Genomic DNA, 20,741 nt, shown 5'->3' with positions numbered 1-20,741 from the left:
CGGCCGAGCACGTCCGCTTTGCAGGAAGGCCAGGCTCGCTTATTCGCTAGAGCATCGGACCGAAAAGTGGAATCCACTTTTCGGACGGATCCGATGCGATGATGAAACCGATGCCGGCGCTTGTAGCAGAGGGCTTTTCCGGCTGCGAGTTCCAAAACAGGGATTTTTCGATGTCGCAGCCTTCCGCTCCCACGGATGCCATGGCCCTCGCCTTCGACGCGGCGAAGGCGGCGGCGGCGCGCGGGGAGGTGCCGGTCGGCGCGGTGGTGGTGCGCGATGGCGCGGTGCTGGCGGCAGCCGGCAACCGCACGCTGGAGCTGAAGGACCCCACGGCCCATGCCGAGATGCTCGCGTTGCGCCTCGCTTGCGAGGCGATCGGCAGCGAGCGGCTGATCGGCTGCGATCTCTACGTCACCCTCGAACCCTGCCCGATGTGCGCCGCGGCGATCTCATTTTCCCGCATCCGGCGGCTCTATTTTGCAGCCGTCGACCCCAAGGGCGGAGCGGTCGAGAGCGGCGTCAGGCTCTATGACAGCCCGACCTGTCATCATGCCCCCGAGGTCTATGGCGGCCTGCGCGAGAGCGAGGCGGCGGCGCTGCTGAAGGAGTTCTTCCGCGCGCGCCGTTGAGGCTCACGTCTCCGAGGTGACGATGCCGAGCTTCTGCGCGAGCTGGGTGCGGTTCATGCAGGAGACGTCATAGGTCACCTCGCGGCCCTCGAAGCCCGGCCTCCTGCCGAACTCCAGCGTCATGCTTCGGGTGATGTCGTCGATCCTGGCCTCGCAGGCCTGCGCGGTCGTGAATACGGATTCGTTGATGCGTGAGGTGATGCAGTTCGGCTCGCCCGAGATGCAGGCGACGATGACCATGGTGAAGGCGTCCATCCGGCTCAGCTCCCATTGCTGCATCGAGAGGCTGCGCCGACATGGTTAGTGGAGCGTTAACGGCCCGGCGCGCTTTGAAAGTCGCAAGCAAGCCAGGCCGTCAGGTGAGGCCGCGCCAGCACAGATAGCCGCCCAGCGCGAGCAGGCCCGCGAAGAAGCAGAGTTTGAAGGCGGCCGGCGAGATCCGGTTGCGCACGAACTGGCCGGCCGCCATCCCGGCCAGCGCTGGCAGCAGCGCGAGGGCCGATTGCCAGCCGACGGTCAAGGTGAGCGCGCCCGCACCGAAGAGCCCGAAGGACAGCGCCAGCGTCGAGACGATGAAGGACAGGCCGAGCGCCTGCACCAGCTCGTCCTTGTCGAAGCCCAGAGCCTGCAGATAGGGCACGGCCGGCAATACGAAGACGCCGGTCGCTGCCGTGACCACGCCCGTGGAACATCCCACGACAGGGCCGAGCCAGGCCTCCCAGCCCGCCGGCACCCGCAGCTTCGCCGCCTTCAGCCCGACGAGTCCGTAGGCGATGAGCGCGAGCCCCAGCCACAGCGTCGCGGCGCCGCCCTTGGTCTGTTGCAGCAGGCCGGCGCCGGCCCAGGTGCCGAGGCAGATCGTCAGCAGCATCGGCCAGAGCCGCCTCAGGATCGGCTTCAGGCTCGGCCCATTCGCGATCTGCCAGCCATTGGTGACGAGGTTGGGGATGACGAGCAGCGCGGCCGCCTGCGCCGGCGCCATCACCACGCCGAGGATTCCGACCGCGATGGTCGGCAGGCCGAGCCCGATCACGCCCTTGACGAAGCCGGCGAGCACGAAGGTCGCGGTGATGAAGAGGAGCAGAGCCGTGTTGTCCATGCCTCGTTTCTGGCATTGCCGGACCGTCTTGTCGTCGGCCGACGCTACGGCGGCGGCCGTAGCGTCCGCGCTTGAAGCCGGAGCCGTTCCACGCATCATGGCGGCCATGAGCAAGCCAAGCGCCCATGCCTCTCCCTCTCTAGCCGAAATCGCCCATCTGATGGGCGATCCGGCCCGGGCCAATATGCTGCACGCCCTCATGGACGGGCGCGCTTTGACGGCCAAGGAGCTGGCTTGGCTGGCCGGCGTCGCCCCGCAGACGGCGAGCGGCCATCTCGCCAAGCTGATGCAGGGCGGGCTGATCGAGGTCGCGAGCCAGGGGCGCCACCGGTATTTCCGGCTGGCCGGCCTGGAGGTCGCCGCGGCGCTGGAGGGGCTGATGGTGCTGGCAAACCGCGATGGCGGCCGACGCCTGCCACAGCGCGTCGGCGCGCAGCTGGCGCAGGCCCGCACCTGCTACGACCATTTCGCCGGGCGGCTCGGCATCGCCATCCATGATGCGCTGATGTCGGGAGGCCATCTCTCAGCCGGGGAGGGCGGCTATGCGCTGACAGCCTCGGGCAAGGCCGTCTTTGCCGCGCTGGGCGTCGATCCGGAGGCGCGGGCGAGGCCCGGCCGAGCCGCCCTGCGCCCCTGCCTCGACTGGAGCGAGCGCCGCCCGCATCTGGCCGGGCATCTGGCGGCGGCGCTGGCTTGCCGCTGCTTCGAGGCGGGCTGGACGCTCCGCCTCAAGGACAGCCGTGCGCTGATCCTGACCGAGGCAGGCCGCGCGGCGCTGGCGGAGGCGCTGCCCGGTTTTCGCTGCGATGCGCCGGAGGAAGCGGTCAGCGCAATGAGAGCGCGGCTTCCAGAGCCCGCTTGACCTCGTCCTTCAGCGGCTCGGCTGCTGCCAGGATCGCCCTCGCCTTGAAGAAGTCGAGCCCGCCAATGCCTTCCAGCGCCGTGCGGATCAGGATGTCCGGAGGCTGGCGGACCACCATGCGCTGGACGAGCGAGCGGGTCAGGATCTGCGAGGCGCCGACGATGGCCTCGACCGCGCCGGGAATGCGCGCCTCGCCGCTGCCCGAAGGCGGCGCGCTGACATCGACCGCGAGCACGACCCGGTCCGGCGCCAGCAGCGCTTCATAGGGCAGGGGATTGATCGCCCCGCCATCGATCAGCACCTGCCCGCCCAGAGAAACCGGCCGCACGAGCCCCGGAATCGCGAGCGAGGCGGCGACAGCCGGAGTCAGCGGCCCCTGCGACAGCCTCACCTCGGTATGGCGGTGATAATCGGCCGCGGTTGCGGTGAAGGGGATATCGAGCTCCTCGAAGCGGTCCGGCACGGCCTCCGGCCAGAACAGGTCGAGCAGCCTCTCGCCATCGATCAGCACCGGGTTTCCAAGACCGCGCATCAGGTCCGCGAGCTTGCCGATGCGGGCGTCGAGGAGCCTCTGGATGACGCGCGCGCGGTCGCCGAAGCTGGACAGCACATGCGCGCGCAGCGCCGCGCCCGAAATCCCCGCCGCATAGGCCGCGCCGATGATCGCGCCGATCGAGCAGCCGGCGATGAGCGCCGGCCGCACGCCCAGCTCGTCCAGCGCTTCCAGAACTGCGATCTGGCTCAGCCCCCGCGCGCCGCCCGCACCCAGCACCAGGGCGAGCTGAGAGCCGGTGCCCACTGCGGCAGGAGAGGAGCTGTCGATCGCGCTGGCCATGACCGCAATCTGGCCTTCCGCGCCGTGGCTCACAAGCGGCTCGGCTCAGCCCTGCTCGCGCTTCACCGCCTGCCAGCCGATGTCGCGGCGGCAGAAGCCTTCCGGCCAATCGATGGCATCCACAGCCCGGTAAGCCTTCGCCTGCGCCTCGCTGACGCTCTTGCCCATTGCGACGATGTTGAGCACGCGACCGCCGGCCGAGACGAGATCGCCGCCCTTTTGCGCGGTCCCGGCATGGAAGACCAGCACGTCGCCCTGCGCCTCCGCCCTGTCGACACCGCGGATCACGCTGCCGGTCTCGGGCCTGGCCGGATAGCCCTTCGCCGCCATGACCACCGTCAGGGCCGCCTGATCCTTCCAGCGCAGGTCGACCGAGCCGAGCACGCCATCGCAGGCGGCGAGCAGCGCCGGCACGATGTCGCTCATCAGCCGCGGCATCAGCACCTCGCATTCCGGATCGCCGAAGCGGACATTGTATTCGATCAGCTTCGGCCCCTGCGCCGTGATCATCACCCCGGCGAAGAGCACGCCCTGGAACGGCATGCCGCGCTTGGCCATGCCGGCCAGCGTCGGGTGGATGATCTCGGTCATCACCCGCTGCTCCAGCTCCGGCGTCATCACCGGGGCGGGCGAATAGGCGCCCATGCCGCCGGTATTGGGGCCGGTGTCGCCCTCGCCGACACGCTTGTGGTCCTGAGCCGAGGCGAGCGGCAGCGCGTGCGCGCCGTCGCAGATCGCAAAGAAGCTCGCCTCCTCGCCCTGCATCCACTCCTCGATCACGACCTCGGCTCCGGCGGCGCCGAGCCCGCCGGCGAACATCATCTCGATCGCGGCATTGGCTTCGTCCAGCGTTTCCGCCATCACCACGCCCTTGCCGGCGGCGAGCCCGTCCGCCTTGATCACGATGGGCGCGCCTTGCCGCGCGACATAGGCCTTGGCCGTATCGGCGGTCGAGAAGCGGCCGAAGGCGGCGGTCGGAATATTGAACTGTGCGCAGAGCTCCTTGGTGAAGCCCTTGGAGCCTTCGAGCTGTGCTGCGTCCCTGGAAGGCCCGAAGGTCTTGATGCCGGCGGCGCGGAGATCATCGGCGATACCGGCGACCAGGGGTCCCTCCGGCCCGACCACGACAAGGCCGACGCCCTGGAGGCGGCAGAAGGCGACGACCGCCTGGTGATCGGCGATGTCGATCACCACGTTCTCGCCGCATTGCGCCGTGCCGGGATTGCCCGGCGCGATGAAGAGCTGGTCGCAGAGCGGCGAGGCCGAGATCGCCCAGGCCAGCGCATGCTCGCGTCCCCCGGACCCGATCAGAAGAATCTTCATGGCGCCGCCTCCGCTGACTGGGCGAGCCTCATCTTGGGGATGACGGCTCGTGCGCCGCAATACCGCCCCGCCGCTGCTGCCGCAACGCTTCTGCCTCCGCTTTCCCGCCGCTATGGTCCGTCCATGGACAGCGAGTCGCAGAAGCCCGCCGGCAACGCCCCCGAATGGTCGGTCTCCGATCTATCGGGCGCGCTGAAGCGCACCATCGAGGATTCCTTCGGCTTCGTGCGCGTACGCGGCGAGATCTCCGGCTATCGCGGCCCTGTCTCCTCGGGCCATGTCTATTTCTCGCTGAAGGACGCCAACGCCAAGATCGACGCGGTGATCTGGAAGGGCGTCTTCGCGCGGCTGAAGACCCGGCCCCAGGAAGGTCTGGAGGTCATCGCCACCGGCAAGATCACCACCTTCGCCGGCAAGTCGAGCTACCAGATCGTCATCGATTCGCTGGAGCCTGCCGGCATCGGCGCGCTGATGGCCCTGCTCGACGAGCGCCGCAAGCGGCTGGCGGCGGAAGGCCTGTTCGCGGAGGAGCGCAAGCGCGCCATCCCTTATCTGCCGCGCGTGATCGGGGTCGTCACATCCCCGACCGGCGCCGTCATCCGCGATATCCTGCACCGGCTGGAGGACCGCTTTCCGCGCCATGTCCTGGTCTGGCCGGTCAGGGTGCAGGGTGAGACCAGCGCGGCCGAAGTCGCCAACGCCATTACCGGCTTCAATGCCCTGGCCGAGCAGGGCCGCATTCCGCGGCCGGACGTGCTGATCGTGGCGCGCGGCGGCGGCTCGCTCGAAGATCTGATGGGCTTCAACGAGGAAGTGGTGGTTCGCGCCGCCGCCGACTCTCGCATCCCGCTGGTCTCGGCGGTAGGACACGAGACCGACTGGACGCTGATCGACCATGCCGCCGATCTGCGGGCGCCCACCCCGACTGGCGCGGCCGAGAAGGTCGTGCCGGTTCGCGCCGAGCTGATGGCGTCCATCGCCGATCTCGCCCGCCGCCATGCCGGCGCGATGCGCCGCCTCTCCGACCGCCGCCGCGGCGACCTGCGCGCGCTGGCCCGCGCCTTGCCTGGGCCGGAGGCGGTGCTGTCCGGCCCGCGCCAGCGCCTCGACCTTGCAGCAACGCGGCTCGCGCCGGCGCTGGCCCGCAATGCCCGCGCTCATGAAATCCAGCTTCAGAATGTCGCGCGTCGCCTCGCAGAGAACTCGCCGCGTGTGCGGCTGGCGCGTCTGCGCGCCGAACTCGCGGGCTTCGGCCGCGTGCTCGCAGCGGCCCGCAGCAACGCGGTGGCGGCCGAGCGCACCCGCATCGCGACCGAGCGCGCCCGCATCGAGGTGCTGGACACGCGGATGCGCAACGCGCTCGCCCAGTCCCTCCTGAGACGCCGCGAGCGCAGCGCGCAGATCGCTGAGAGGGGGCAACGCGCCTTCGCCCAGGCGCTGGCGAAGCGGACCGAGCGGCTGGCCTCGCTCTGGGCGCTGATCCGCTCGCTCGGGCCTGCGGCCGTGCTCGCCCGCGGCTATGCACTCATCCGGGACGAGAGCGGCGCCCTGGTGCGCGGAGTGGCACAGGCGGAACCCGGCCGGCTTCTCGACGTGCAGGTCAGCGACGGCCATTTCGGCGCGATCGTCGCGGGTGGCGCGGGCACCAGCATCGGCACGGGCAAGGTGAGCCGCCCGCAGCCGCGGCCGGCGCGCAAGGAGATGCCGAAGACGGCCCAGGGCGATCTGTTCTGAGAGCGTTAGTCTCGGGCTCGGCACCCGGGCATGACGTCAGCCGGGCCGGCTCAGTTCGCCTTCAGGAAACTCTCCACCCGCTTCAGCGCGTCGGCGCGCGCGGCCGGGTTGGTGCCCACCGTCACCTTGCCGGTGCCGCTGGCGGAGAAGGCGACGTTCTCGCGCTCCTTGAGATCGAGCCGCGGATGGTCGAAATCATGCACGGCGCCCGGATAGGTCACGAGTTCGACCGCCTCGCCGCGCATCTGCGCAGCTCTTGTAAGGTAGCTGCAGGGCGCGACCGGCGTCCAGTCGTCATCCGCCCCCATCAGGATCAGCAGCGGCATCCTGACCGCGAAGCTCGGCGTCTCCGATTGCGCCCGGCAGCCGGGATAGAAGGTGACCGCCCGGCGGAAATCCGGTTTGCCGTCGTTCGGCGCCTTGTCCTTCCGCACCGCGTTCAACACGGTCGAGCCGCCGCCAGACCAGCCGATCAGGGAGATGGCCGCCGGCCTGACGTCGGCGCGCTGCTGCAGGAAAAGGCGCGCGGCCGCGACATCGCCGGTGCGCTCGCGCCCGGCCCGCACGGTGAGATCCTTGACGCCGCATTGCGAGCCCAGCCCGCGCGAGCCGTAGCTGTCCGGCATCAGCACGACGAAGCCGGTCGCCGCGAGCCTCTCGCCCCAGTCGCTGTGGCGCAGCGACAGCTTTCCGGGTTCGCGCCAAAGCCCGCCGCAGCCATGCAGCGCGACGACGGCGGGAAAGGGACCTGTCCCCGCCGGGCGGAACATCACCCCGTCGAGAAGGCCGCCATCCATTGGAATCTCGACGCGCTCGTAGCCGCTGGCAAGCGCCAGCGGGACGGTGAGCACGAGACTGAACATGCACGCCAGGAGGCGCCACAGACTGGACATCGCCAACGAGAGGTTTATGAAGTTCCAAGAGGGACCGGGAGGTTGACTATTCCGGCTTTCCGCGTCGCAAATCAACGATTTGATGCAAGTTTGATGAACATCAGCGAACGGCCTCCGACACCCGGCCCCGAGGCCGCCCTCGATTATGGCCATGGCGAGTTCCGCGTGGTCAGGCCGGGCTCGTTCGTGCGCTGCGCCGTGACCGGCGCGCCGATCCGCCTCGACGACCTGCGCTACTGGTCGGTGGAATGGCAGGAGCCCTACGCCACGCCCGAGGCCGCGCTATTGCGGCTCCGTCGCGCGGGCCGTGCCTGAAACGGCATCCAGCAGAGCCTCGATCGCCGCCGGCTCCTCGAAGACGAGCGTCACCGGCACCGCCACCAGCATCGCAGCGGCTTGCGCCGGCCAGAGAGCGGCGAGCTTTGTCATGTCCTTCTCTGTGGTCGCGACCAGCGCGCCGAGCGTCCGGGCCTGCGCCACGACATCGTCCACATCCGCCGCCGTATAGGCGTGATGATCGCCGAAAGGCTGCTCGGCGACGATATCGGCACCGATCAGGTCCAGCGTCTCCCGGAACTTCTCCGGCCGCCCGATTCCCGACAGCGCCAATACGCGCTGGCCGCACAGGCGCTCGGCCGCCGCCGCATCCGGCTGGAGCCGGGCGCGCAGGAGCGGCTTGCCCGGCGCCTGCCGTCCCACCTTTTGCCCCGCGGTCCCGCTCCCGATCAGGACCAGCGCATCGGTCTGCTCGAGTTGCCCCGCCAGTGGAGCCCTGAGCGGCCCGGCCGGCAGGCATAGCCCGTTCCCGATGCCGCTGCCTCCATCGACGACTGCGAGCCTCAGGGTCTTGGCAAGAGCCGGATTCTGCAGGCCGTCATCCATCACGATGACGCTGGCGCCAGCCTGCCGTGCCAGCGCCGCGCCCGCCTTGCGGTCGCGCGCGATCACCGTGCGCGCGTGGCGCGCCATTAGAAGGGGCTCGTCGCCGACATCGGCTGCCGCATGATGCGCGGGGTCGACCTCGACCGGGCCGGCGAGCCGACCGCCATAGCCCCGCATCAGCACGAAGGGCGCCTCCCCGCGTTGCGCGAGGCGGCCGGCGATGGCGATCGCAGTGGGTGTCTTGCCGGCCCCACCGGCGATGAAATTGCCGACGCAGATCACGGGTACCCCGCAATCCTCGCCCTGCCGGCGCATGCGCCGCAAGGTGATCCGGCCATAGAGCGCGCCGAGAGGTGCGAGCAGCCGGGCGAGCGGCGAAGGCTTTTCACGCCACCAGAAGGCCGGCGCCGCCGGCATCAGGGCGCGGTCTCGCGTTGCTCCAGCGCGGCCCGCATCAGCAACGGCTCGATCGCCTGCAGCGTGCGGTTGATCGCCCCGCCGAGTTGGTGGGCCGTCTGGGCGGCGGCGCGCGCCGCCTGCCGCGCGCTCGCCGGATCGTTCAGCCAGCGGTGAACCGCGCCGGCGAGCGCCTGGGCATCCGCCACCTCGCGCGACCCGCCGCCCTGGTCGAAGGCAGCGAAGATCTCGGCATTGTTGTGGACGAACGGCCCATGCAGCAGCGCGCAGCCAAGCTTGGCGGGTTCGATCGGATTGTGTCCGCCGATCCCGTCGATCAGCGAGCCGCCGAGGAAGGCGACCTGCGACAAGCGATAGAACAAGCCGAGCTCGTTCAGCGTGTCGGCGACATAAAGATCGATGTCGCGCTCGGGGCTTCCGCCGCCGGCGCGGCGAGCCACCGGGACGCCATTGGCCTCCGCCAGAGCCGCGATATCGCTCCCGCGTTGCGGATGGCGCGGCGCGATGATGGTCAGAAGCTTGGGCAGGTGGCGCTTCAGCGCAAGATGGGCGCCGAGAACCAGCTCGTCCTCGCCGGGATGCGTGCTGGCCGCGATCCAGACCGGCCGGCCCGTTGTCATCCCGTCGAGGATCGCCAGCGTATCGGGGTCGGCCGGCGGAGCCGGCACATCGAATTTGAGGTTTCCGGCGACGCTGACGCGGGGCGCGCCGAGCTGGGCCAGCCGCTCAGCATCGGCCTGTGACTGCGCGAGGCAGGCCTCGAAGCAGGAGAGCAGGAAGCGCGAGGAGCGCGGCATCTTGTACCAGCGCGCGAAAGAGCGCTCTGACATCCGGCCGTTGACCATCACCACCGGCAGGGCGCGCCGCTGCGCCTCGATCAGCAGGTTCGGCCAGATCTCGGATTCGCAGATCAGGCAGAGCTCGGGATGCCAATAGTCGAGGAAGCGGCGCATATAGCGCGGCACGTCGAGCGGCAGATATTGATGGATCGCCCCAGCCGGCAGCCGCGCGGCCATCAGCCGCGCCGAGGTGACCGTGCCGGAGGTGACCAGCACGGCAAGGCCCCGCTTCTGCAGCTTCGCGATCAGCGGCAGCAGCGTCACGGTCTCGCCGACGCTGGCGCCATGCAGCCAGACCAGCGGCCGGTTCGGCCGCTTGACGCTGGCCGTGCCGCGCCGCTCCGCCAGTCGCTCGGGGTCTTCCTTGCCGCGGCGCTTGCGCACCAGCAGAAGCGCGGCGGCCGCGGGCTCCAGCAACGCGCTGGCCACCCGGTAGACGCGCAGAGGCAGGCCCTTGCGGCTCATCGCGCCGCATCCCCGGCGGCGAGAGCGGGCGCGGTGGTATTCAAGTCGCGCAGGCCTGCGCCGGGGTCGCGGCCGCCGACCAGCTCGTAGGCCCGGGCGTGGACCGCATCGAGGCTCGCCTGGACGGCGAGCCGCGCCGCCTCCTGCGTCGCCTCGTCGGCATCGCGCGCGACATGGATCGGCTCGCCGACGACGATCGCGCCGCGCCCGAACGGGAGGCCGATCGAGGCACGGTCCCAACTCTTGAAGTCGATGCGACGGCTCGTCACCACCGCCACGGCCCGGATCGGGCGGCCGGAAGCGCGCGCCAGCGCGACGATGCCGGGCCCGGCGATGCGCGCGCGCTTGGGAATGTCGGCGGTGAGCACCATGGATTCGCCGGCGGCGAGCTTGCGCACCATCGCGAGGAAGGCGCTGGCGCCGCCCTTCTCCCTGATCTTCTTGCCGAGCGCCCCCGAGCCGCGGATGGCGCCGATGCCGAGCTCGCGCAGCGCGATCGCATTGAACCCGCCATCTCCATGGCGCGAGACCAGCGATGCGGCGGGCATCCAGTCGGGCTTTGCGAAGGGGATCATGATGTGCTGGCCGTGCCACATCGCATAGATCAGGGGCAGCTCGGGCCGGACCTCATCGTAGATATCGGCGGGCTCCAGGACGATCCTGTTCGTGCGGCGCACGAGGCGCAGATAGCCGGCGAGCAGCCGGCCCAGCGTCTCCTGCGCCACCTTCGTCTTGAGGATCGAGAAGCCCATGGTCCGTTTGCGCCCGTCAGGCCTTTGTGGCGTCGGGGTCGAGCAGCCGGTGCAGGTGGACGACGAAATAGCGCGTCTGCGCCTGGTCGACCGTCTGCTGCGCCTTCGCCTTCCAGGCGTTGTGCGCGCTGGCGTAATTCGGGAAAATGCCGACGATGTCGAGCTTCGAGAGGTCCTTGAAGGTCACGCCGTCGAGCGAGGCGAGCTCGCCGCCGAAGACGAGGTGAAGAAGCTGCTTCTGGTCCGGTTCCGCGCTCATCGTTGTCTCCATGGCCGTATCGCGCCTCCATAAGCCATCGGAGCGGCAGGCGCGAGACGGCGGAATGCTGCAGCCGCGAAAAAATCAGCTCGGCTGGCTGTGTTCGCGCAACTGCCGCAGCGCCTGCAGCAGGGAAGGGGCCAACATCCCTCCGCTTGCCATCAGCATGCCATGGACCGGGCTCGGCCGGTTGTAGATCACGGGCTCGCCCTGGCCGCCGCTGAGCACGCCGCCCGCCTCGCGCAGGACGAGGTCGGCCGCCGCCAGGTCCCAGTCGCGGGAATCCTGCGAGATCAGCCCGGCGTCGATCGAGCCGTCGGCGATGCGCGCAAGCCGCAGCGCCAGGGACGGAATCTTGTCCACCGGAGTGAACCGGGACACGCGGCCGAGCGCGTCGAGCATCGGTTTGGGGCCCGCGATGCGGGCCTCATCGAGCGTCTCGTGCTCGGTCGTCCGGATCGGCTTCCCGTTGCGCCTGGCGCCTGCGCCCCGGATGGCGCCATAGGTCGCATTGCAGGCCGGCGCATGCACGACTCCGAGCACCGGCTCGCCCTCGTCGAGCAGCGCGACGCAGACGGCCCAGTCCGGCAGGCCGGTCATGAAGGCGCGCGTTCCGTCGATCGGGTCGACCACCCAGACGAGCCGGCGCGAGAGCCGCTGGGCATCGTCGGCCGTCTCCTCCGAAAGCCAGGCTGCCTCCGGCAGCAGGGCCGAAAGCCGCACCCGGAGAAAGGTATCGACCCCGATATCGGCTTCGGTGACCGGCGAGCCGCCGCTCTTCGACCAGGTCCGCGCGGCGGTCTTCTCACCCGGGCGGAACAGGTCGAAGGCGATCGCGCCCGCTTCCAGGCAGCTCTCGCTCACCGCCTTCATCAGATCGGCGGCGATGGGTAGCGTTGATGCGCTCATGGCTTTCGTATCGGCCCCGGCGGACTGGGATACAAGCCGAAAATGCCGGGGCCGATCGAAACACTCCGTCAAGCATCCGGTTCGAAAGCGGCCGTTTCGGCGCCGGAAACGCGGAAAACACCCTCCCTTAACCTAGCGGGTTAAGCGCTCGGACACCCCGCGCCTCCAGTTTCATGTGGCAAGCACGAGAGCCCCGGCATCGACAGAGGGCTCCGTTGCAGCAGGGATTAGAGAGGCGTTATAACCGATGGCCAGCGTCACGCCGGCCGCCGGAGGGAGTGGCTTTGCGCCGCGGCTCCCCGGCGGTCCGACCTCAACAGCGATCGTATCCTGCAACCCGATGCCCCGGCAGCCTTCGGCGCCGGGCCTGGAGCGGATCGGCTCCGTGCGCATCCTGCGCGCCTCGGCCGCATGGCGCGGCGTAGCCCTTCGTCTGGCGAACCAGACGGGCGACGATCAGCGCTTCGAACTCGCCTTGACAGCAGGGGACGGGCGTTCCGTCGTCGTCGCCAGCGCCGATCAGGACGATGCCGTCGCCCTGTGGCGGGATTTCGGGCGGGTCAGCGGCCTGCCTTTGCTGCTGGAAACGGTTGACGGGACCGTCTCCGAACCCTTCCCGCAACTCGGTCGCGTCATGCTCGGCCCGACGCGGATCCGGCGCCGCTACGCCATGCTGAACGGTCGCCGTCCGCGCTTCCTGACGCGCCGCAAGCCCGGCCGCCTGCCGGAACTGCCGGTGATGGTGTCGGGTGATCGCTTGACCGACTGACGATCAGAGGCCGGTCCAGGCCCGGCCGGCGCCGTCGAGCGCCAGCCCGGCGGCGAGGACGAGCCCGGCCCATTTGTTGGAGCGGAACAGCGCCAGCGCCTCCTGCGCCGTCGCGCCGGGAATGCGGGCGACCTGCCAGGCCAGATGCGCGGCAAAGGCTGTAAACCCCGCCCAGGCGAGAATGCCGCCGCCGACGAGCCAGATCGCGCCCACAAGGAGCAGAACCGCCAGCGCGAAACATAGCCCCACCGCCGCCTGCGTGTGCTCGCCGAAATAGCGTGCGCTCGACTTGATGCCGGCAATGACGTCGTCTTCGAGATCCTGCATCGCGTAGATCGTGTCGTAGCCGACGGTCCAGGCGACTGACGCGGCATAGACCAGCAGCGCCGGCGCATCGAGCCGGCCGAACACTGCGCTCCAACCCAGCAGTGCCCCCCAAGAGAAGGCGAGCCCGAGCACGAATTGCGGCATGTTCGTGACCCGCTTCATGAACGGGTAGACCGCCACGATCGCCAGCGAGGCGATGCCGAGCAGGATCGTGAAGCGGTTGAACTGCAGCAGCACGACGAGGCCGCAGAGCGCCTGCGCGACCATGAACACGGCCGCCGCCTTCGCCGTGACCTGTCCAGAGGGCAGCGGACGGCCGCGGGTGCGGGCGACCTCGGCGTCGAGCTTGCGGTCGATGATGTCGTTGAAGGTGCAGCCCGCCCCGCGCATCAGAACGGCGCCGATCAGGAAGAGCAGGCAGTGCCACGGGTCGGGATAGGGCCGCCCGGCGGCGATGGCCGCCAGCCCCGCCGACCACCAGCAGGGCAGCAACAGAAGCCACCAGCCGATGGGCCGCTCGATGCGGGCGAGCTTGAGAAAGGGCCGCGCGGCGCGCGGGGCGCGCCTGTCCACCCAATGCCCGGTCAGGGCGTCGGGCAGGGGAGCGTCCGACGGGGGCGTGTCCGCATCTGGAAGCCGGCCGGCATGGACGGGGTTCGGCATGCCGTGCCGTCCTGGCTCAGAGAGCGCCCTGCGGAATCCGCAGGCCGCCGCCGGCGCCGCTTGTCACTGAATCAGCCCCGCCGAAGGGGTTGGCGGCGCCCCGCTGCGCCTGCTGCTGGGCGCGCTTCTGCATCGCCGCCTGCTGCTTGACCGCGTTGCAGGCCTGGCCACGCACACCGACGATCTTCTTGTTGTCGACGGTCATCCCTTCGATGAAGGAATCGGGAATCTGGCACCAATCCTTGTTTGCGGTGGCGAATTTCAGGGTCGCCTCGCCATTGTTCGCCAGCCGCCCGAAGAGCGAGCAGGCGTCCTGCGGGGTCAGCTTCTTCTTCGATTTTTGCGAGGCGGCGATGCGATCGACCATCGCCTTGCGCTCCATCAGAAGCTTCTGCATCGGCTCGCAGCCGGAGGCGCCCTGCGCCTGGGCCGGGCCGGCGCTCCACAGCGACGCCGCGGCCAGACCGAGGGTCGCGAGCATTCCTGAAGCCATCCTTCGCCGCATTGCCGTCCTTCTCCAGATATCCGGCCGCCGCTGGCCGGTCTCCGCGCTATGCTTAACAACAGGGCTGTTAACGCCAAAAAGCCTTCCGAGTCCATGGAAGCTTCGAGCGAGCGCGGATCATTTCAAGGAATAGCCTTGCCCTTAGACGGCGATTGTGGCGGTTTTCGCGGCGCCTTCAACGGCCCTGTCGATCTCGGAGCAGCGCTCGCGCCCATGTCCACGCCGGATTTCGCCCGCCACAGGCTTCATATCGACGCAGGCTTTGCCGTTGGGGCCGCCCTGCCGCTCGAACGCGACCAGGCCAATTACCTGCTGAACGTCCTGCGCCTGAAGGCCGGCGACCCCATCCGCGTCTTCAACGGCCGGGACGGTGAATGGCTGGCGCGTGTCGCGCCGGAGGGGCGCAAGCAGGCGACGCTGGCTCTGGTCGAGCAGGTCAAGCCCCAGCCGCCGCAGCCCACGCTGCGTTATCTCTTTGCGCCTCTGAAGCATGCGCGGCTCGACTATATGGCCCAGAAGGCGATCGAGATGGGGGCCGGCCTGTTGCAGCCCGTGCTGACCCGCCGCACCCAGGTTTCCCGGATCAATCTCGAGCGATTGCGCGCCAATGCAGTGGAAGCGGCGGAGCAATGCGGCATCCTGAGCCTGCCGCTGATCGAGCCGGAGCAGCCGCTCGAGGCCGCGCTCGCCGCCCTGCCTGCGGAGCAGCTCTTGATCTTCTGCGACGAGGATCTGGCGCAGCAGAGCCCGATCGCAGCGCTCTCCGCCTGCGAGCCGGCCCCGCTCGCCGTGCTGATCGGGCCGGAAGGGGGCTTCGATGAGAGCGAGCGGCGGCTCATCCGGGCGAGGCCGAAGACCCTGCCGATTTCGCTGGGGCCGCGCATCCTGAGGGCCGACACCGCGGCTGTTGCCGCGCTCGCGGTTGTGCAGGCCGTCCTCGGCGATTGGTCTCGTGCCTGACATATCGGGCTTCCCCCTGCGCAGGCTGGACAGGGAACGGCTCTGACCCTTGCGGCGTTGCCGGACCGCGGGGGGAACGACGCCGGCCTTAAGGCCCGCGCCTCCGGCAGGCTGCGCAAGGTGACGCGGCCCAAGGGAGGCGCTGATGGCATCGACGTTCCGCTTCGGGATCGAGGAAGAGTATTTCCTGGCGGATGCGCGGCACCACGGAGCGGTGCAGGCGATGCCGCAGGCATTCATCGATTCCGCCCAGAGCGCGTTTCCGGACGAGGTGCAGCGCGAGATGCTGCAGTCCCAGATCGAGGTCGCGACGCCGGTGCTTGGCAGCATGAACGAGGCTCGGCAGTCGCTCGGCCGGCTGCGGCAAGGCCTCGCGGCGATGGCGGCCGAGCATGGAATGCTGCTCCTCGCTTGCGGCACCCATCCGTGCGCCGTCTGGGATCGCCAGCAACTCACGGATGCCGCTCGCTACGACGCGCTGATGCGCGATCTGCAGATGATCGGGAGACGCAATCAGTTTTGCGGCCTGCATGTCCATGTCGAGGTCGTCGACGAGGATGAGCGGATCAGGCTGATGGCGCGGCTGATGCCCTATCTGCCCTTGCTGCTGGCGCTCTCGACCTCCTCGCCCTTCTGGCAGGGGCGGGCGACGGGCCTGCTCGGCTACCGGCTCGCCGCCTATAACGAGCTGCCGCGCACCGGCCTGCCGGAGCTGTTCACCGAGCCGCAGGACTACCGCGCCTACGTTTCCGCGCTGTCGCAAGCGGGCGCGATCAAGGATGCCAGCTATATCTGGTGGGCGATTCGCCCCTCGCTGCGGCATCCGACGCTGGAGCTGCGCGTCGCCGACAGTTGCACGCGGCTGGAGGACACGCTCGCGATTGCGGCGCTCTATCGCTGCCTGGTGCGCCATCTGCTGCGCAAGCCCGGCATCCACGCCCGGATGACGCCCGCCACGCGTGGCATCGCTGTCGAGAACATGTGGCGCGCCCAGCGCTATGGCGTCCATGGCGGCCTGATCGCCTCCGACGGCTCCGGCATGCGGACGATCTCCGATCTCGTGGCCGAACTGACGGCAGAACTGGCGGAGGATGCCGAAGCCCTCGGCTGCGCGCCCGAGCTCGCCCGCTGCGCTGACATCGTCGCCGAGGGAACCAGCGCCGATGAGCAGCTTCATGTCTTCGAACGGTCGCGCGAATGCGGCGCGACGGATCAGGCGGCGCTCGCCGCCGTCATCGACTGGCTCGCCAACACCACCGATGCAGCGAACGCGACCCAGCCGGCGGTGCCTTTGGCGGGATGCTGACGCCGGCCGGCGGCCGCCCTGCCTAAAACGCCGGCCGGGCTTTCACGAATGCAAGGGCGCGGTCGTTGTCGAGCGTCCGGCGCTCGCCTATGTCTGTCCTCCCGTGCCTCGAGCCGGGTCGCCAGCGGGCGGCCCGGCTCGAGGCCTTCTTTCGTCTTTTCTGCCGGAGCGCCTATGGCCCGCGACGTGTCCGATTCGACCCCGGTCGGCTCCAAGGAAGAGCTGGTCTCCTGGATCGCCGCTGGCGAGAAGCCGGAGTCTCGCTTCCGGATCGGCACGGAGCACGAGAAGTTTCCGTTCTACCGCTCGGATCTCGCGCCCGTTCCCTATGAGGGCCGGCCCGGCGCCGGCGGCATTCGCGCTCTGCTCGAGGGGATGCAGCAGCGTCTCGGCTGGGAGCCGATCGTCGATGACGGCAACATCATCGGCCTGGCCGGCCCCGACGATGTCGGCGGCGCGATCTCGCTGGAGCCGGGTGGGCAGTTCGAACTGTCGGGCGCGCCGCTGGAGACCGTACATGAGACGTCCCGCGAGCTCCTGGACCATATCGCGCAGGTGAAGGCGGTCGCCGCCCCGCACGAGATCGGCTTCGTCGCGCTCGGCGCATCGCCGCTGTGGACGCGGGCGGAGACGCCGGTGATGCCGAAGGGGCGCTACAAGATCATGGCGAACTACATGCCGAAGGTCGGCACGATGGGCCTCGACATGATGTTCCGCACCTGCACCGTCCAGGTCAATCTCGACTTCGCGACCGAGGCCGACATGGTGCGCAAGCTGCGCGTCTCGCTGGCCCTGCAGCCGCTGGCGACGGCGCTTTTCGCCTCCTCGCCCTTCCTGGAGCGCAAGCTCAACGGCTTCCAGTCGATGCGCTCCGAAATCTGGCGCGACACCGACAAGGCCCGCTCCGGCATGCTCTCCTTCGCATTCGACGAGGGCATGTCCTATGAGCGCTATGTCGACTATGCGCTCGACGTGCCGATGTATTTCGTCAAGCGTGGCGACATCTATCACGACGTGGCCGGCGCCTCCTTCCGCGACCTGCTTGGCGGGCGCCTGCCGCAACTGCCGGGCGAGCGTGCGACGATCTCGGACTGGGCCAACCATCTCTCGACGATCTTCCCGGAGGTGCGTCTCAAGCGCTTTCTGGAGATGCGCGGCGCCGATGCCGGCCCCCCCGACATGCTGGTCGCTCTGCCGGCCTTCTGGGTCGGGCTCCTCTACGATCGCCAGTCGCTCGACGCGGCGTGGGATCTGGTCAAAGGCTGGAGCGCCGAGGAGCGGCAGGCGCTGCGCGACACCGTGCCGAAGCAGGGACTTGCGGCAACCATCGCGCGCCGAAAGCTGGCCGACATCGCGGTCGAGATTCTCGAACTGTCGCGCGCCGGCCTGGCCCGCCGGGCTCGGCTGGACGCGTCAGGCCGCGACGAGAGCCATTACCTCGCGCCGGTTGCCGAGATCGTTTCCAAGGGCGAGACGCTCGCACAGCGGCTCGAAGCACGTTACCGCGATGCCTGGCAGGGCAGGGTCGAGCCGGTGATGACGGAATTCGCGCTTTAGCCAGGAGCCGATCCTCAGTCGCCTGGCGATCCGGACCGCACAATTTGGCGGATGCGCTGCATTGCAGTGCGCGCATTAACGCTTTGGCACAATCTCGGCGCTAATGATCGCGACATGGTCAGAATTTGCGCCAGCATTGCTGATTTTTGCCGCGACCAGAACGGTGCGACGGCGATCGAGTACGGCCTCGTCGTCAGCTTGATCTCGTTGACGATCGTCACGTGGGCGACACAGATCGGCCAGTCGGTGCTCGGTTTCTTCCAGTCTGCGGCCAGCGCGCTCTCGCACTGAGCCTGAGCCTCTGCAGAAAAGCCGACCGAGGCCTATTCCGCCGCCACCTTGAAGCTCGCCAGATTGTCCAGGCTCTGGATGATGTGCTCGGCCAGCGCGTTCGACAGCACGGAGGGGTCGAAGCGCGTTCGCAGCAGCCCGATCTTGCAGGAGGGCAGGGTGGCGAACCCTTCGGCCGGCCCGAGGATGCGCATGCCGGGCCGCACCGCGCTTTCCGGCAGCACCGAGACGGCCAGCCCTGCGACGACGGCGGCGCCGACAGCGGTCGAGTTCCAGCTCGCATAGAGCACGCGGAAGCGCCGCCCCTTCGCTTCCAGCGCATCGACGGCTGCCTGCCGCCAGTTGCAGGTGGGCCGCCCCAGCGCCAGCGGCAGCGGGTCTTCCTCATGCACGGTATGGCGGGCCGAGGTGACCCAGAGCAGCGGCTCGATGCGGATGATCTCGCCCTGGCCGCGGCTTTCCACATGGGTGATGATGGCGAGGTCGATGTCCCCGGTCGCGATCCGCTCGGCCAGCATCGGGGTGGGCTCGCAGACGACCGTGACCTCGGCACGCGGATTGGAATGGGCGAAGCGGGCCAGGATCTCGGGCAGGTATCGGTCGGCATAGTCGTCGGGGACCCCCAGCCGGATGCGGCCCTTCAGGTCGGCATCGGTGAAGCTCGCCACGCATTCGAGATTCAGCCTGACGATGCGGCGGGCATAGTCGAGCAGTCGCTCGCCATCCTCCGTCAGCTTCGCATGGCGCCCGTCGCGGCCGAACAGCGGCCGGCCGACGCGCTCCTCGAGGCGCTTCATCTGCATCGAGACCGCCGATTGCGTCTTGAACACGATCTCGGCTGCACGGGTGAAGGAGCCCGTATCGGCGATGGCGACGAAGGTCTTCAGCTGATCGGCATCGAGCACATGGGCCATGACATCCCCCGTCGCCGGACTATCAATATCCGTGTTGTGAAGGATCATAACCATTCGTTTGGCTGATGACCAGCCTCTCGCTAAATCGGAGGCCGTTCACCAACAAGCCGACCAGAAGGTGCGTCCGGGCCGGCGGCGAGCGTCCCGAATTCGATCCTGCCCCGAGGAGGGTGCCATGTTGTTCATGACCATCGCTGCGAAGTCGCTCTCATCCGCTCCGGCGGGGATCGTGCGCGTTGCCGGCACGGTCGTGACGCAGCTGGCGGGCTTTGGGCGAGCGATGCTGCACCGCCGCGAGGTGATGCGCCTCGGCGAACTCGACGAGCGTGAGCTGAAGGATATCGGCCTTGTCCGCTCGGATGTGAACGGTGCGCTGGCCACCTCCTGGCTGACCGACCCCTCGACGATTCTGGCTGCGCGCTCGCGCGCCGGGGCCGATGTCGCCAATGCCCGCCGCGAACAGGCGGTCCGCCTCTCCGAGAGCGGTCCGGTCATGGCGGGCCATGCGGACCATGTTCTGGCGCGCTGTGCCTGAGCTGAGCTTGCGCCGCGCCTGACCCCTTGGCGCGGCGTCCCTGCGGGCGGGAGCTTCGGCTTCCGCCCTTTTTTGTGGTGCTGCGTCAGCGCGCCTGCTGGCCGCCGCCGAGCATGGCGTCGAGGATCGACTTCATCGCCTTCTGGTGGTCGTCCTGGATCTGCCGCCCATGCTCGAACATCTGGTTGAGTGCGTCGAGGCCGATCGAGCCCGGCCCCGGCGGCAGCTCGCCCCCTGCCGTTTGCGGTTCGGGCGCAGGCGGCGGGGATGCGGGGTTCGCCGCGCCCGTGCCGGGGGCCGCCCCGCCGAACATTCCGCCGAGGATCTGCCCGAACATGCCGCCGAACGGGTCGTTCGGGCTGGCCCCGGTCTGGCCCTGCGGCGGCGGCGCGGCATTGGCCTGTCCGAACATGCCGCGCAGGATCGCCTCCATCGGATTGAGCGGCGCCTGTTGCTGCGGGGCCGGCTGCGCAGGCGGCTGCATGCCGGGCACCTGGCCCCGCATCATCTCCGCGAACTGGCCGAGAATGCCGCCGAAGCCTTCGTTGCTGGCTGTCTTAGACAGCCCGCCCATCAGCATCGCCGCGATCACCGGCAGCATCTGCTTCAGGATCGCCATGCTGACGCCGCTGGTCGCGGCCGCCTGCGCGGCGACGGCCTGGGCCACCTCCTGCGAGCCGAACACGCGGCTCAGCACGTCCTGGCCGGCGGTGTTGGCGCCGGGCGGAATGCCGCTCCCCGCAGCCTCGAAGAAACGCGCATAGGGCGAGGCCGTCATCATCTGCGCCAGCGAGCCGAAGGCGTAAGGGTCCTGCGTCTGGCGCTGCAAGGCCATCGAGAAGGCCGGCAGCAGGGCGTCTATCGCGGCCTGGGTCTGCTGCAGGCTCAGGCTGTATTGCCGGGCGATATTCTGCATCGCCTGGCCGTTCTGGGCCGATTGCATGATCTCGAACAGGTTCATCATGATGCGCCTCCCGGATCAATGCACCTGTGGCGACGATAGCAGCCGCCTGTGC

Annotated in this window: 24 protein-coding genes; 10 read left to right on the top strand and 14 right to left on the bottom strand. The window is 69.1% G+C overall.

Annotation, left to right across the window (positions count from 1 at the left end; all coding sequences use genetic code 11):
- Positions 1–170 precede the first annotated feature (170 nt).
- A complete protein-coding gene (locus BW981_RS02020; protein ID WP_076436721.1) occupies positions 171–629 on the top strand; it encodes a nucleoside deaminase in 459 nt (152 codons plus the stop codon).
- Between the two features lie 3 nt (positions 630–632).
- On the opposite strand, the gene BW981_RS02015 is transcribed toward BW981_RS02020, so the two are convergent.
- Together BW981_RS02015 and BW981_RS02010 are read right to left on the bottom strand one after the other, a co-directional pair.
- Positions 633–884 carry a hypothetical protein gene (locus BW981_RS02015; protein WP_139333580.1) on the bottom strand — a complete coding sequence of 84 codons (252 nt, stop codon included), beginning with the start codon at positions 882–884 and terminating at the stop codon, positions 633–635.
- Between the two features lie 100 nt (positions 885–984).
- Positions 985–1,728, bottom strand: coding sequence for a sulfite exporter TauE/SafE family protein (locus BW981_RS02010; protein WP_076435783.1), 744 nt, complete (start codon positions 1,726–1,728; stop codon positions 985–987).
- A 106-nt stretch (positions 1,729–1,834) separates the two neighbouring features.
- Between BW981_RS02010 and BW981_RS02005 the strand changes: the two genes are divergently transcribed.
- Positions 1,835–2,590: an ArsR/SmtB family transcription factor gene (locus tag BW981_RS02005; protein ID WP_083712164.1), complete on the top strand. Its 756-nt coding sequence runs from the start codon at positions 1,835–1,837 to the stop codon at positions 2,588–2,590.
- Here the strand turns inward: BW981_RS02005 and BW981_RS02000 are convergent.
- Together BW981_RS02000 and purD are read right to left on the bottom strand one after the other, a co-directional pair.
- On the bottom strand, positions 2,553–3,425 hold the full coding sequence (locus tag BW981_RS02000) for a patatin-like phospholipase family protein (protein ID WP_076435779.1): 873 nt from the start codon (positions 3,423–3,425) through the stop codon (positions 2,553–2,555). The genes BW981_RS02005 and BW981_RS02000 overlap by 38 nt on opposite strands.
- 45 nt (positions 3,426–3,470) lie before the next feature.
- Positions 3,471–4,748 (bottom strand): phosphoribosylamine--glycine ligase, encoded by a 1,278-nt coding sequence (gene purD / locus BW981_RS01995; protein WP_076435777.1) that lies wholly within the window; start codon positions 4,746–4,748, stop codon positions 3,471–3,473.
- A gap of 123 nt (positions 4,749–4,871) precedes the next feature.
- On the opposite strand from purD, the gene xseA reads away from it, so the two are divergent.
- Positions 4,872–6,482 carry an exodeoxyribonuclease VII large subunit gene (gene xseA / locus BW981_RS01990; RefSeq protein ID WP_076435776.1) on the top strand — a complete coding sequence of 537 codons (1,611 nt, stop codon included), beginning with the start codon at positions 4,872–4,874 and terminating at the stop codon, positions 6,480–6,482.
- Between the two features lie 50 nt (positions 6,483–6,532).
- Here the strand turns inward: xseA and BW981_RS01985 are convergent, their stop codons facing one another.
- Positions 6,533–7,345 carry a dienelactone hydrolase family protein gene (locus BW981_RS01985; protein ID WP_244560186.1) on the bottom strand — a complete coding sequence of 271 codons (813 nt, stop codon included), beginning with the start codon at positions 7,343–7,345 and terminating at the stop codon, positions 6,533–6,535.
- A 123-nt stretch (positions 7,346–7,468) separates the two neighbouring features.
- Between BW981_RS01985 and BW981_RS01980 the strand changes: the two genes are divergently transcribed.
- Positions 7,469–7,690: a DUF2093 domain-containing protein gene (locus BW981_RS01980; RefSeq protein WP_076435772.1), complete on the top strand. Its 222-nt coding sequence runs from the start codon at positions 7,469–7,471 to the stop codon at positions 7,688–7,690.
- Here the strand turns inward: BW981_RS01980 and lpxK are convergent.
- The 5 genes from lpxK to BW981_RS01955 form a co-directional block, all read right to left on the bottom strand.
- Complete coding sequence (lpxK, locus tag BW981_RS01975) at positions 7,658–8,674, bottom strand: tetraacyldisaccharide 4'-kinase (RefSeq protein WP_076435770.1); 1,017 nt, start codon at positions 8,672–8,674, stop codon at positions 7,658–7,660. The genes BW981_RS01980 and lpxK overlap by 33 nt on opposite strands.
- Positions 8,674–9,978, bottom strand: a complete 1,305-nt coding sequence (locus BW981_RS01970; RefSeq protein ID WP_076435768.1) for a 3-deoxy-D-manno-octulosonic acid transferase — start codon at positions 9,976–9,978, stop codon at positions 8,674–8,676. The genes lpxK and BW981_RS01970 overlap by 1 nt, the downstream gene beginning before the upstream one ends.
- On the bottom strand, positions 9,975–10,730 hold the full coding sequence (locus BW981_RS01965) for a lysophospholipid acyltransferase family protein (protein WP_076435765.1): 756 nt from the start codon (positions 10,728–10,730) through the stop codon (positions 9,975–9,977). Before BW981_RS01965 ends, BW981_RS01970 begins: the two co-directional genes overlap by 4 nt.
- A 16-nt stretch (positions 10,731–10,746) precedes the next feature.
- Positions 10,747–10,989, bottom strand: coding sequence for a DUF4170 domain-containing protein (locus BW981_RS01960; RefSeq protein ID WP_076436718.1), 243 nt, complete (start codon positions 10,987–10,989; stop codon positions 10,747–10,749).
- An 84-nt stretch (positions 10,990–11,073) separates the two neighbouring features.
- On the bottom strand, positions 11,074–11,898 hold the full coding sequence (locus BW981_RS01955) for a 3'(2'),5'-bisphosphate nucleotidase CysQ (protein ID WP_076435763.1): 825 nt from the start codon (positions 11,896–11,898) through the stop codon (positions 11,074–11,076).
- A 385-nt stretch (positions 11,899–12,283) separates the two neighbouring features.
- Between BW981_RS01955 and BW981_RS01950 the strand changes: the two genes are divergently transcribed.
- Entirely contained in the window at positions 12,284–12,667 is a 384-nt protein-coding gene (locus BW981_RS01950; RefSeq protein ID WP_139333579.1) for a DUF6101 family protein, read from the top strand.
- A gap of 3 nt (positions 12,668–12,670) precedes the next feature.
- Here BW981_RS01950 and ubiA read toward each other — a convergent pair whose 3' ends face one another.
- Positions 12,671–13,657: a 4-hydroxybenzoate octaprenyltransferase gene (gene ubiA / locus BW981_RS01945; protein WP_083712097.1), complete on the bottom strand. Its 987-nt coding sequence runs from the start codon at positions 13,655–13,657 to the stop codon at positions 12,671–12,673.
- A 16-nt stretch (positions 13,658–13,673) separates the two neighbouring features.
- On the bottom strand, positions 13,674–14,138 hold the full coding sequence (locus BW981_RS01940; RefSeq protein ID WP_083712096.1) for a hypothetical protein: 465 nt from the start codon (positions 14,136–14,138) through the stop codon (positions 13,674–13,676).
- Positions 14,139–14,375: 237 nt separating this feature from the next.
- Between BW981_RS01940 and BW981_RS01935 the strand changes: the two genes are divergently transcribed.
- The 4 genes from BW981_RS01935 (at position 14,376) to BW981_RS01920 (ending at position 18,276) form a co-directional block, all read left to right on the top strand.
- Positions 14,376–15,122 carry a 16S rRNA (uracil(1498)-N(3))-methyltransferase gene (locus BW981_RS01935; RefSeq protein ID WP_076435758.1) on the top strand — a complete coding sequence of 249 codons (747 nt, stop codon included), beginning with the start codon at positions 14,376–14,378 and terminating at the stop codon, positions 15,120–15,122.
- 145 nt (positions 15,123–15,267) lie between these two features.
- A complete protein-coding gene (locus tag BW981_RS01930) occupies positions 15,268–16,428 on the top strand; it encodes a carboxylate-amine ligase (protein WP_083712095.1) in 1,161 nt (386 codons plus the stop codon).
- A gap of 174 nt (positions 16,429–16,602) precedes the next feature.
- A complete protein-coding gene (locus BW981_RS01925; RefSeq protein WP_076435754.1) occupies positions 16,603–17,985 on the top strand; it encodes a glutamate--cysteine ligase in 1,383 nt (460 codons plus the stop codon).
- A gap of 51 nt (positions 17,986–18,036) precedes the next feature.
- Positions 18,037–18,276: a Flp family type IVb pilin gene (locus BW981_RS01920; protein WP_244560185.1), complete on the top strand. Its 240-nt coding sequence runs from the start codon at positions 18,037–18,039 to the stop codon at positions 18,274–18,276.
- Positions 18,277–18,308: 32 nt separating this feature from the next.
- On the opposite strand, the gene BW981_RS01915 is transcribed toward BW981_RS01920, so the two are convergent.
- Complete coding sequence (locus tag BW981_RS01915; protein ID WP_076435750.1) at positions 18,309–19,190, bottom strand: LysR substrate-binding domain-containing protein; 882 nt, start codon at positions 19,188–19,190, stop codon at positions 18,309–18,311.
- A gap of 175 nt (positions 19,191–19,365) precedes the next feature.
- On the opposite strand from BW981_RS01915, the gene BW981_RS01910 reads away from it, so the two are divergent.
- Positions 19,366–19,725 carry a DUF1127 domain-containing protein gene (locus tag BW981_RS01910; protein WP_076435748.1) on the top strand — a complete coding sequence of 120 codons (360 nt, stop codon included), beginning with the start codon at positions 19,366–19,368 and terminating at the stop codon, positions 19,723–19,725.
- Between the two features lie 85 nt (positions 19,726–19,810).
- Here BW981_RS01910 and BW981_RS01905 read toward each other — a convergent pair whose 3' ends face one another.
- Positions 19,811–20,689: a DUF937 domain-containing protein gene (locus tag BW981_RS01905; protein WP_076435746.1), complete on the bottom strand. Its 879-nt coding sequence runs from the start codon at positions 20,687–20,689 to the stop codon at positions 19,811–19,813.
- Between the last annotated feature and the right edge of the window lie 52 nt (positions 20,690–20,741).

Source organism: Allobosea sp. TND4EK4, assembly GCF_900156025.1.
GTDB lineage: Bacteria > Pseudomonadota > Alphaproteobacteria > Rhizobiales > Beijerinckiaceae > Allobosea.
This window is presented reverse-complemented; position numbering and strand designations above follow the sequence as displayed.

Excerpts from the sequence above, each read along its gene's own strand:
- BW981_RS01965 (WP_076435765.1), bottom strand. The coding sequence starts at position 10,730 with ATGGGCTTCTCGATCCTCAAGACGAAGGTGGCGCAGGAGACGCTGGGC.
- ubiA (WP_083712097.1), bottom strand. The coding sequence starts at position 13,657 with ATGCCGAACCCCGTCCATGCCGGCCGGCTTCCAGATGCGGACACGCCC.
- BW981_RS01980 (WP_076435772.1), top strand. The coding sequence starts at position 7,469 with ATGAACATCAGCGAACGGCCTCCGACACCCGGCCCCGAGGCCGCCCTC.
- BW981_RS01910 (WP_076435748.1), top strand. The coding sequence starts at position 19,366 with ATGTTGTTCATGACCATCGCTGCGAAGTCGCTCTCATCCGCTCCGGCG.
- BW981_RS02010 (WP_076435783.1), bottom strand. The coding sequence starts at position 1,728 with ATGGACAACACGGCTCTGCTCCTCTTCATCACCGCGACCTTCGTGCTC.
- BW981_RS02005 (WP_083712164.1), top strand. The coding sequence starts at position 1,835 with ATGAGCAAGCCAAGCGCCCATGCCTCTCCCTCTCTAGCCGAAATCGCC.
- BW981_RS01905 (WP_076435746.1), bottom strand. The coding sequence starts at position 20,689 with ATGATGAACCTGTTCGAGATCATGCAATCGGCCCAGAACGGCCAGGCG.
- BW981_RS02020 (WP_076436721.1), top strand. The coding sequence starts at position 171 with ATGTCGCAGCCTTCCGCTCCCACGGATGCCATGGCCCTCGCCTTCGAC.
- BW981_RS01930 (WP_083712095.1), top strand. The coding sequence starts at position 15,268 with ATGGCATCGACGTTCCGCTTCGGGATCGAGGAAGAGTATTTCCTGGCG.
- BW981_RS01920 (WP_244560185.1), top strand. The coding sequence starts at position 18,037 with ATGCGCTGCATTGCAGTGCGCGCATTAACGCTTTGGCACAATCTCGGC.
- BW981_RS02015 (WP_139333580.1), bottom strand. The coding sequence starts at position 884 with ATGGACGCCTTCACCATGGTCATCGTCGCCTGCATCTCGGGCGAGCCG.
- purD (WP_076435777.1), bottom strand. The coding sequence starts at position 4,748 with ATGAAGATTCTTCTGATCGGGTCCGGGGGACGCGAGCATGCGCTGGCC.
- BW981_RS01960 (WP_076436718.1), bottom strand. The coding sequence starts at position 10,989 with ATGAGCGCGGAACCGGACCAGAAGCAGCTTCTTCACCTCGTCTTCGGC.
- BW981_RS01940 (WP_083712096.1), bottom strand. The coding sequence starts at position 14,138 with ATGCTCGCGACCCTCGGTCTGGCCGCGGCGTCGCTGTGGAGCGCCGGC.
- lpxK (WP_076435770.1), bottom strand. The coding sequence starts at position 8,674 with ATGCCGGCGGCGCCGGCCTTCTGGTGGCGTGAAAAGCCTTCGCCGCTC.
- BW981_RS01985 (WP_244560186.1), bottom strand. The coding sequence starts at position 7,345 with ATGTTCAGTCTCGTGCTCACCGTCCCGCTGGCGCTTGCCAGCGGCTAC.
- BW981_RS01955 (WP_076435763.1), bottom strand. The coding sequence starts at position 11,898 with ATGAGCGCATCAACGCTACCCATCGCCGCCGATCTGATGAAGGCGGTG.
- BW981_RS01925 (WP_076435754.1), top strand. The coding sequence starts at position 16,603 with ATGGCCCGCGACGTGTCCGATTCGACCCCGGTCGGCTCCAAGGAAGAG.
- BW981_RS02000 (WP_076435779.1), bottom strand. The coding sequence starts at position 3,425 with ATGGCCAGCGCGATCGACAGCTCCTCTCCTGCCGCAGTGGGCACCGGC.
- BW981_RS01970 (WP_076435768.1), bottom strand. The coding sequence starts at position 9,978 with ATGAGCCGCAAGGGCCTGCCTCTGCGCGTCTACCGGGTGGCCAGCGCG.
- BW981_RS01935 (WP_076435758.1), top strand. The coding sequence starts at position 14,376 with ATGTCCACGCCGGATTTCGCCCGCCACAGGCTTCATATCGACGCAGGC.
- BW981_RS01915 (WP_076435750.1), bottom strand. The coding sequence starts at position 19,190 with ATGGCCCATGTGCTCGATGCCGATCAGCTGAAGACCTTCGTCGCCATC.
- xseA (WP_076435776.1), top strand. The coding sequence starts at position 4,872 with ATGGACAGCGAGTCGCAGAAGCCCGCCGGCAACGCCCCCGAATGGTCG.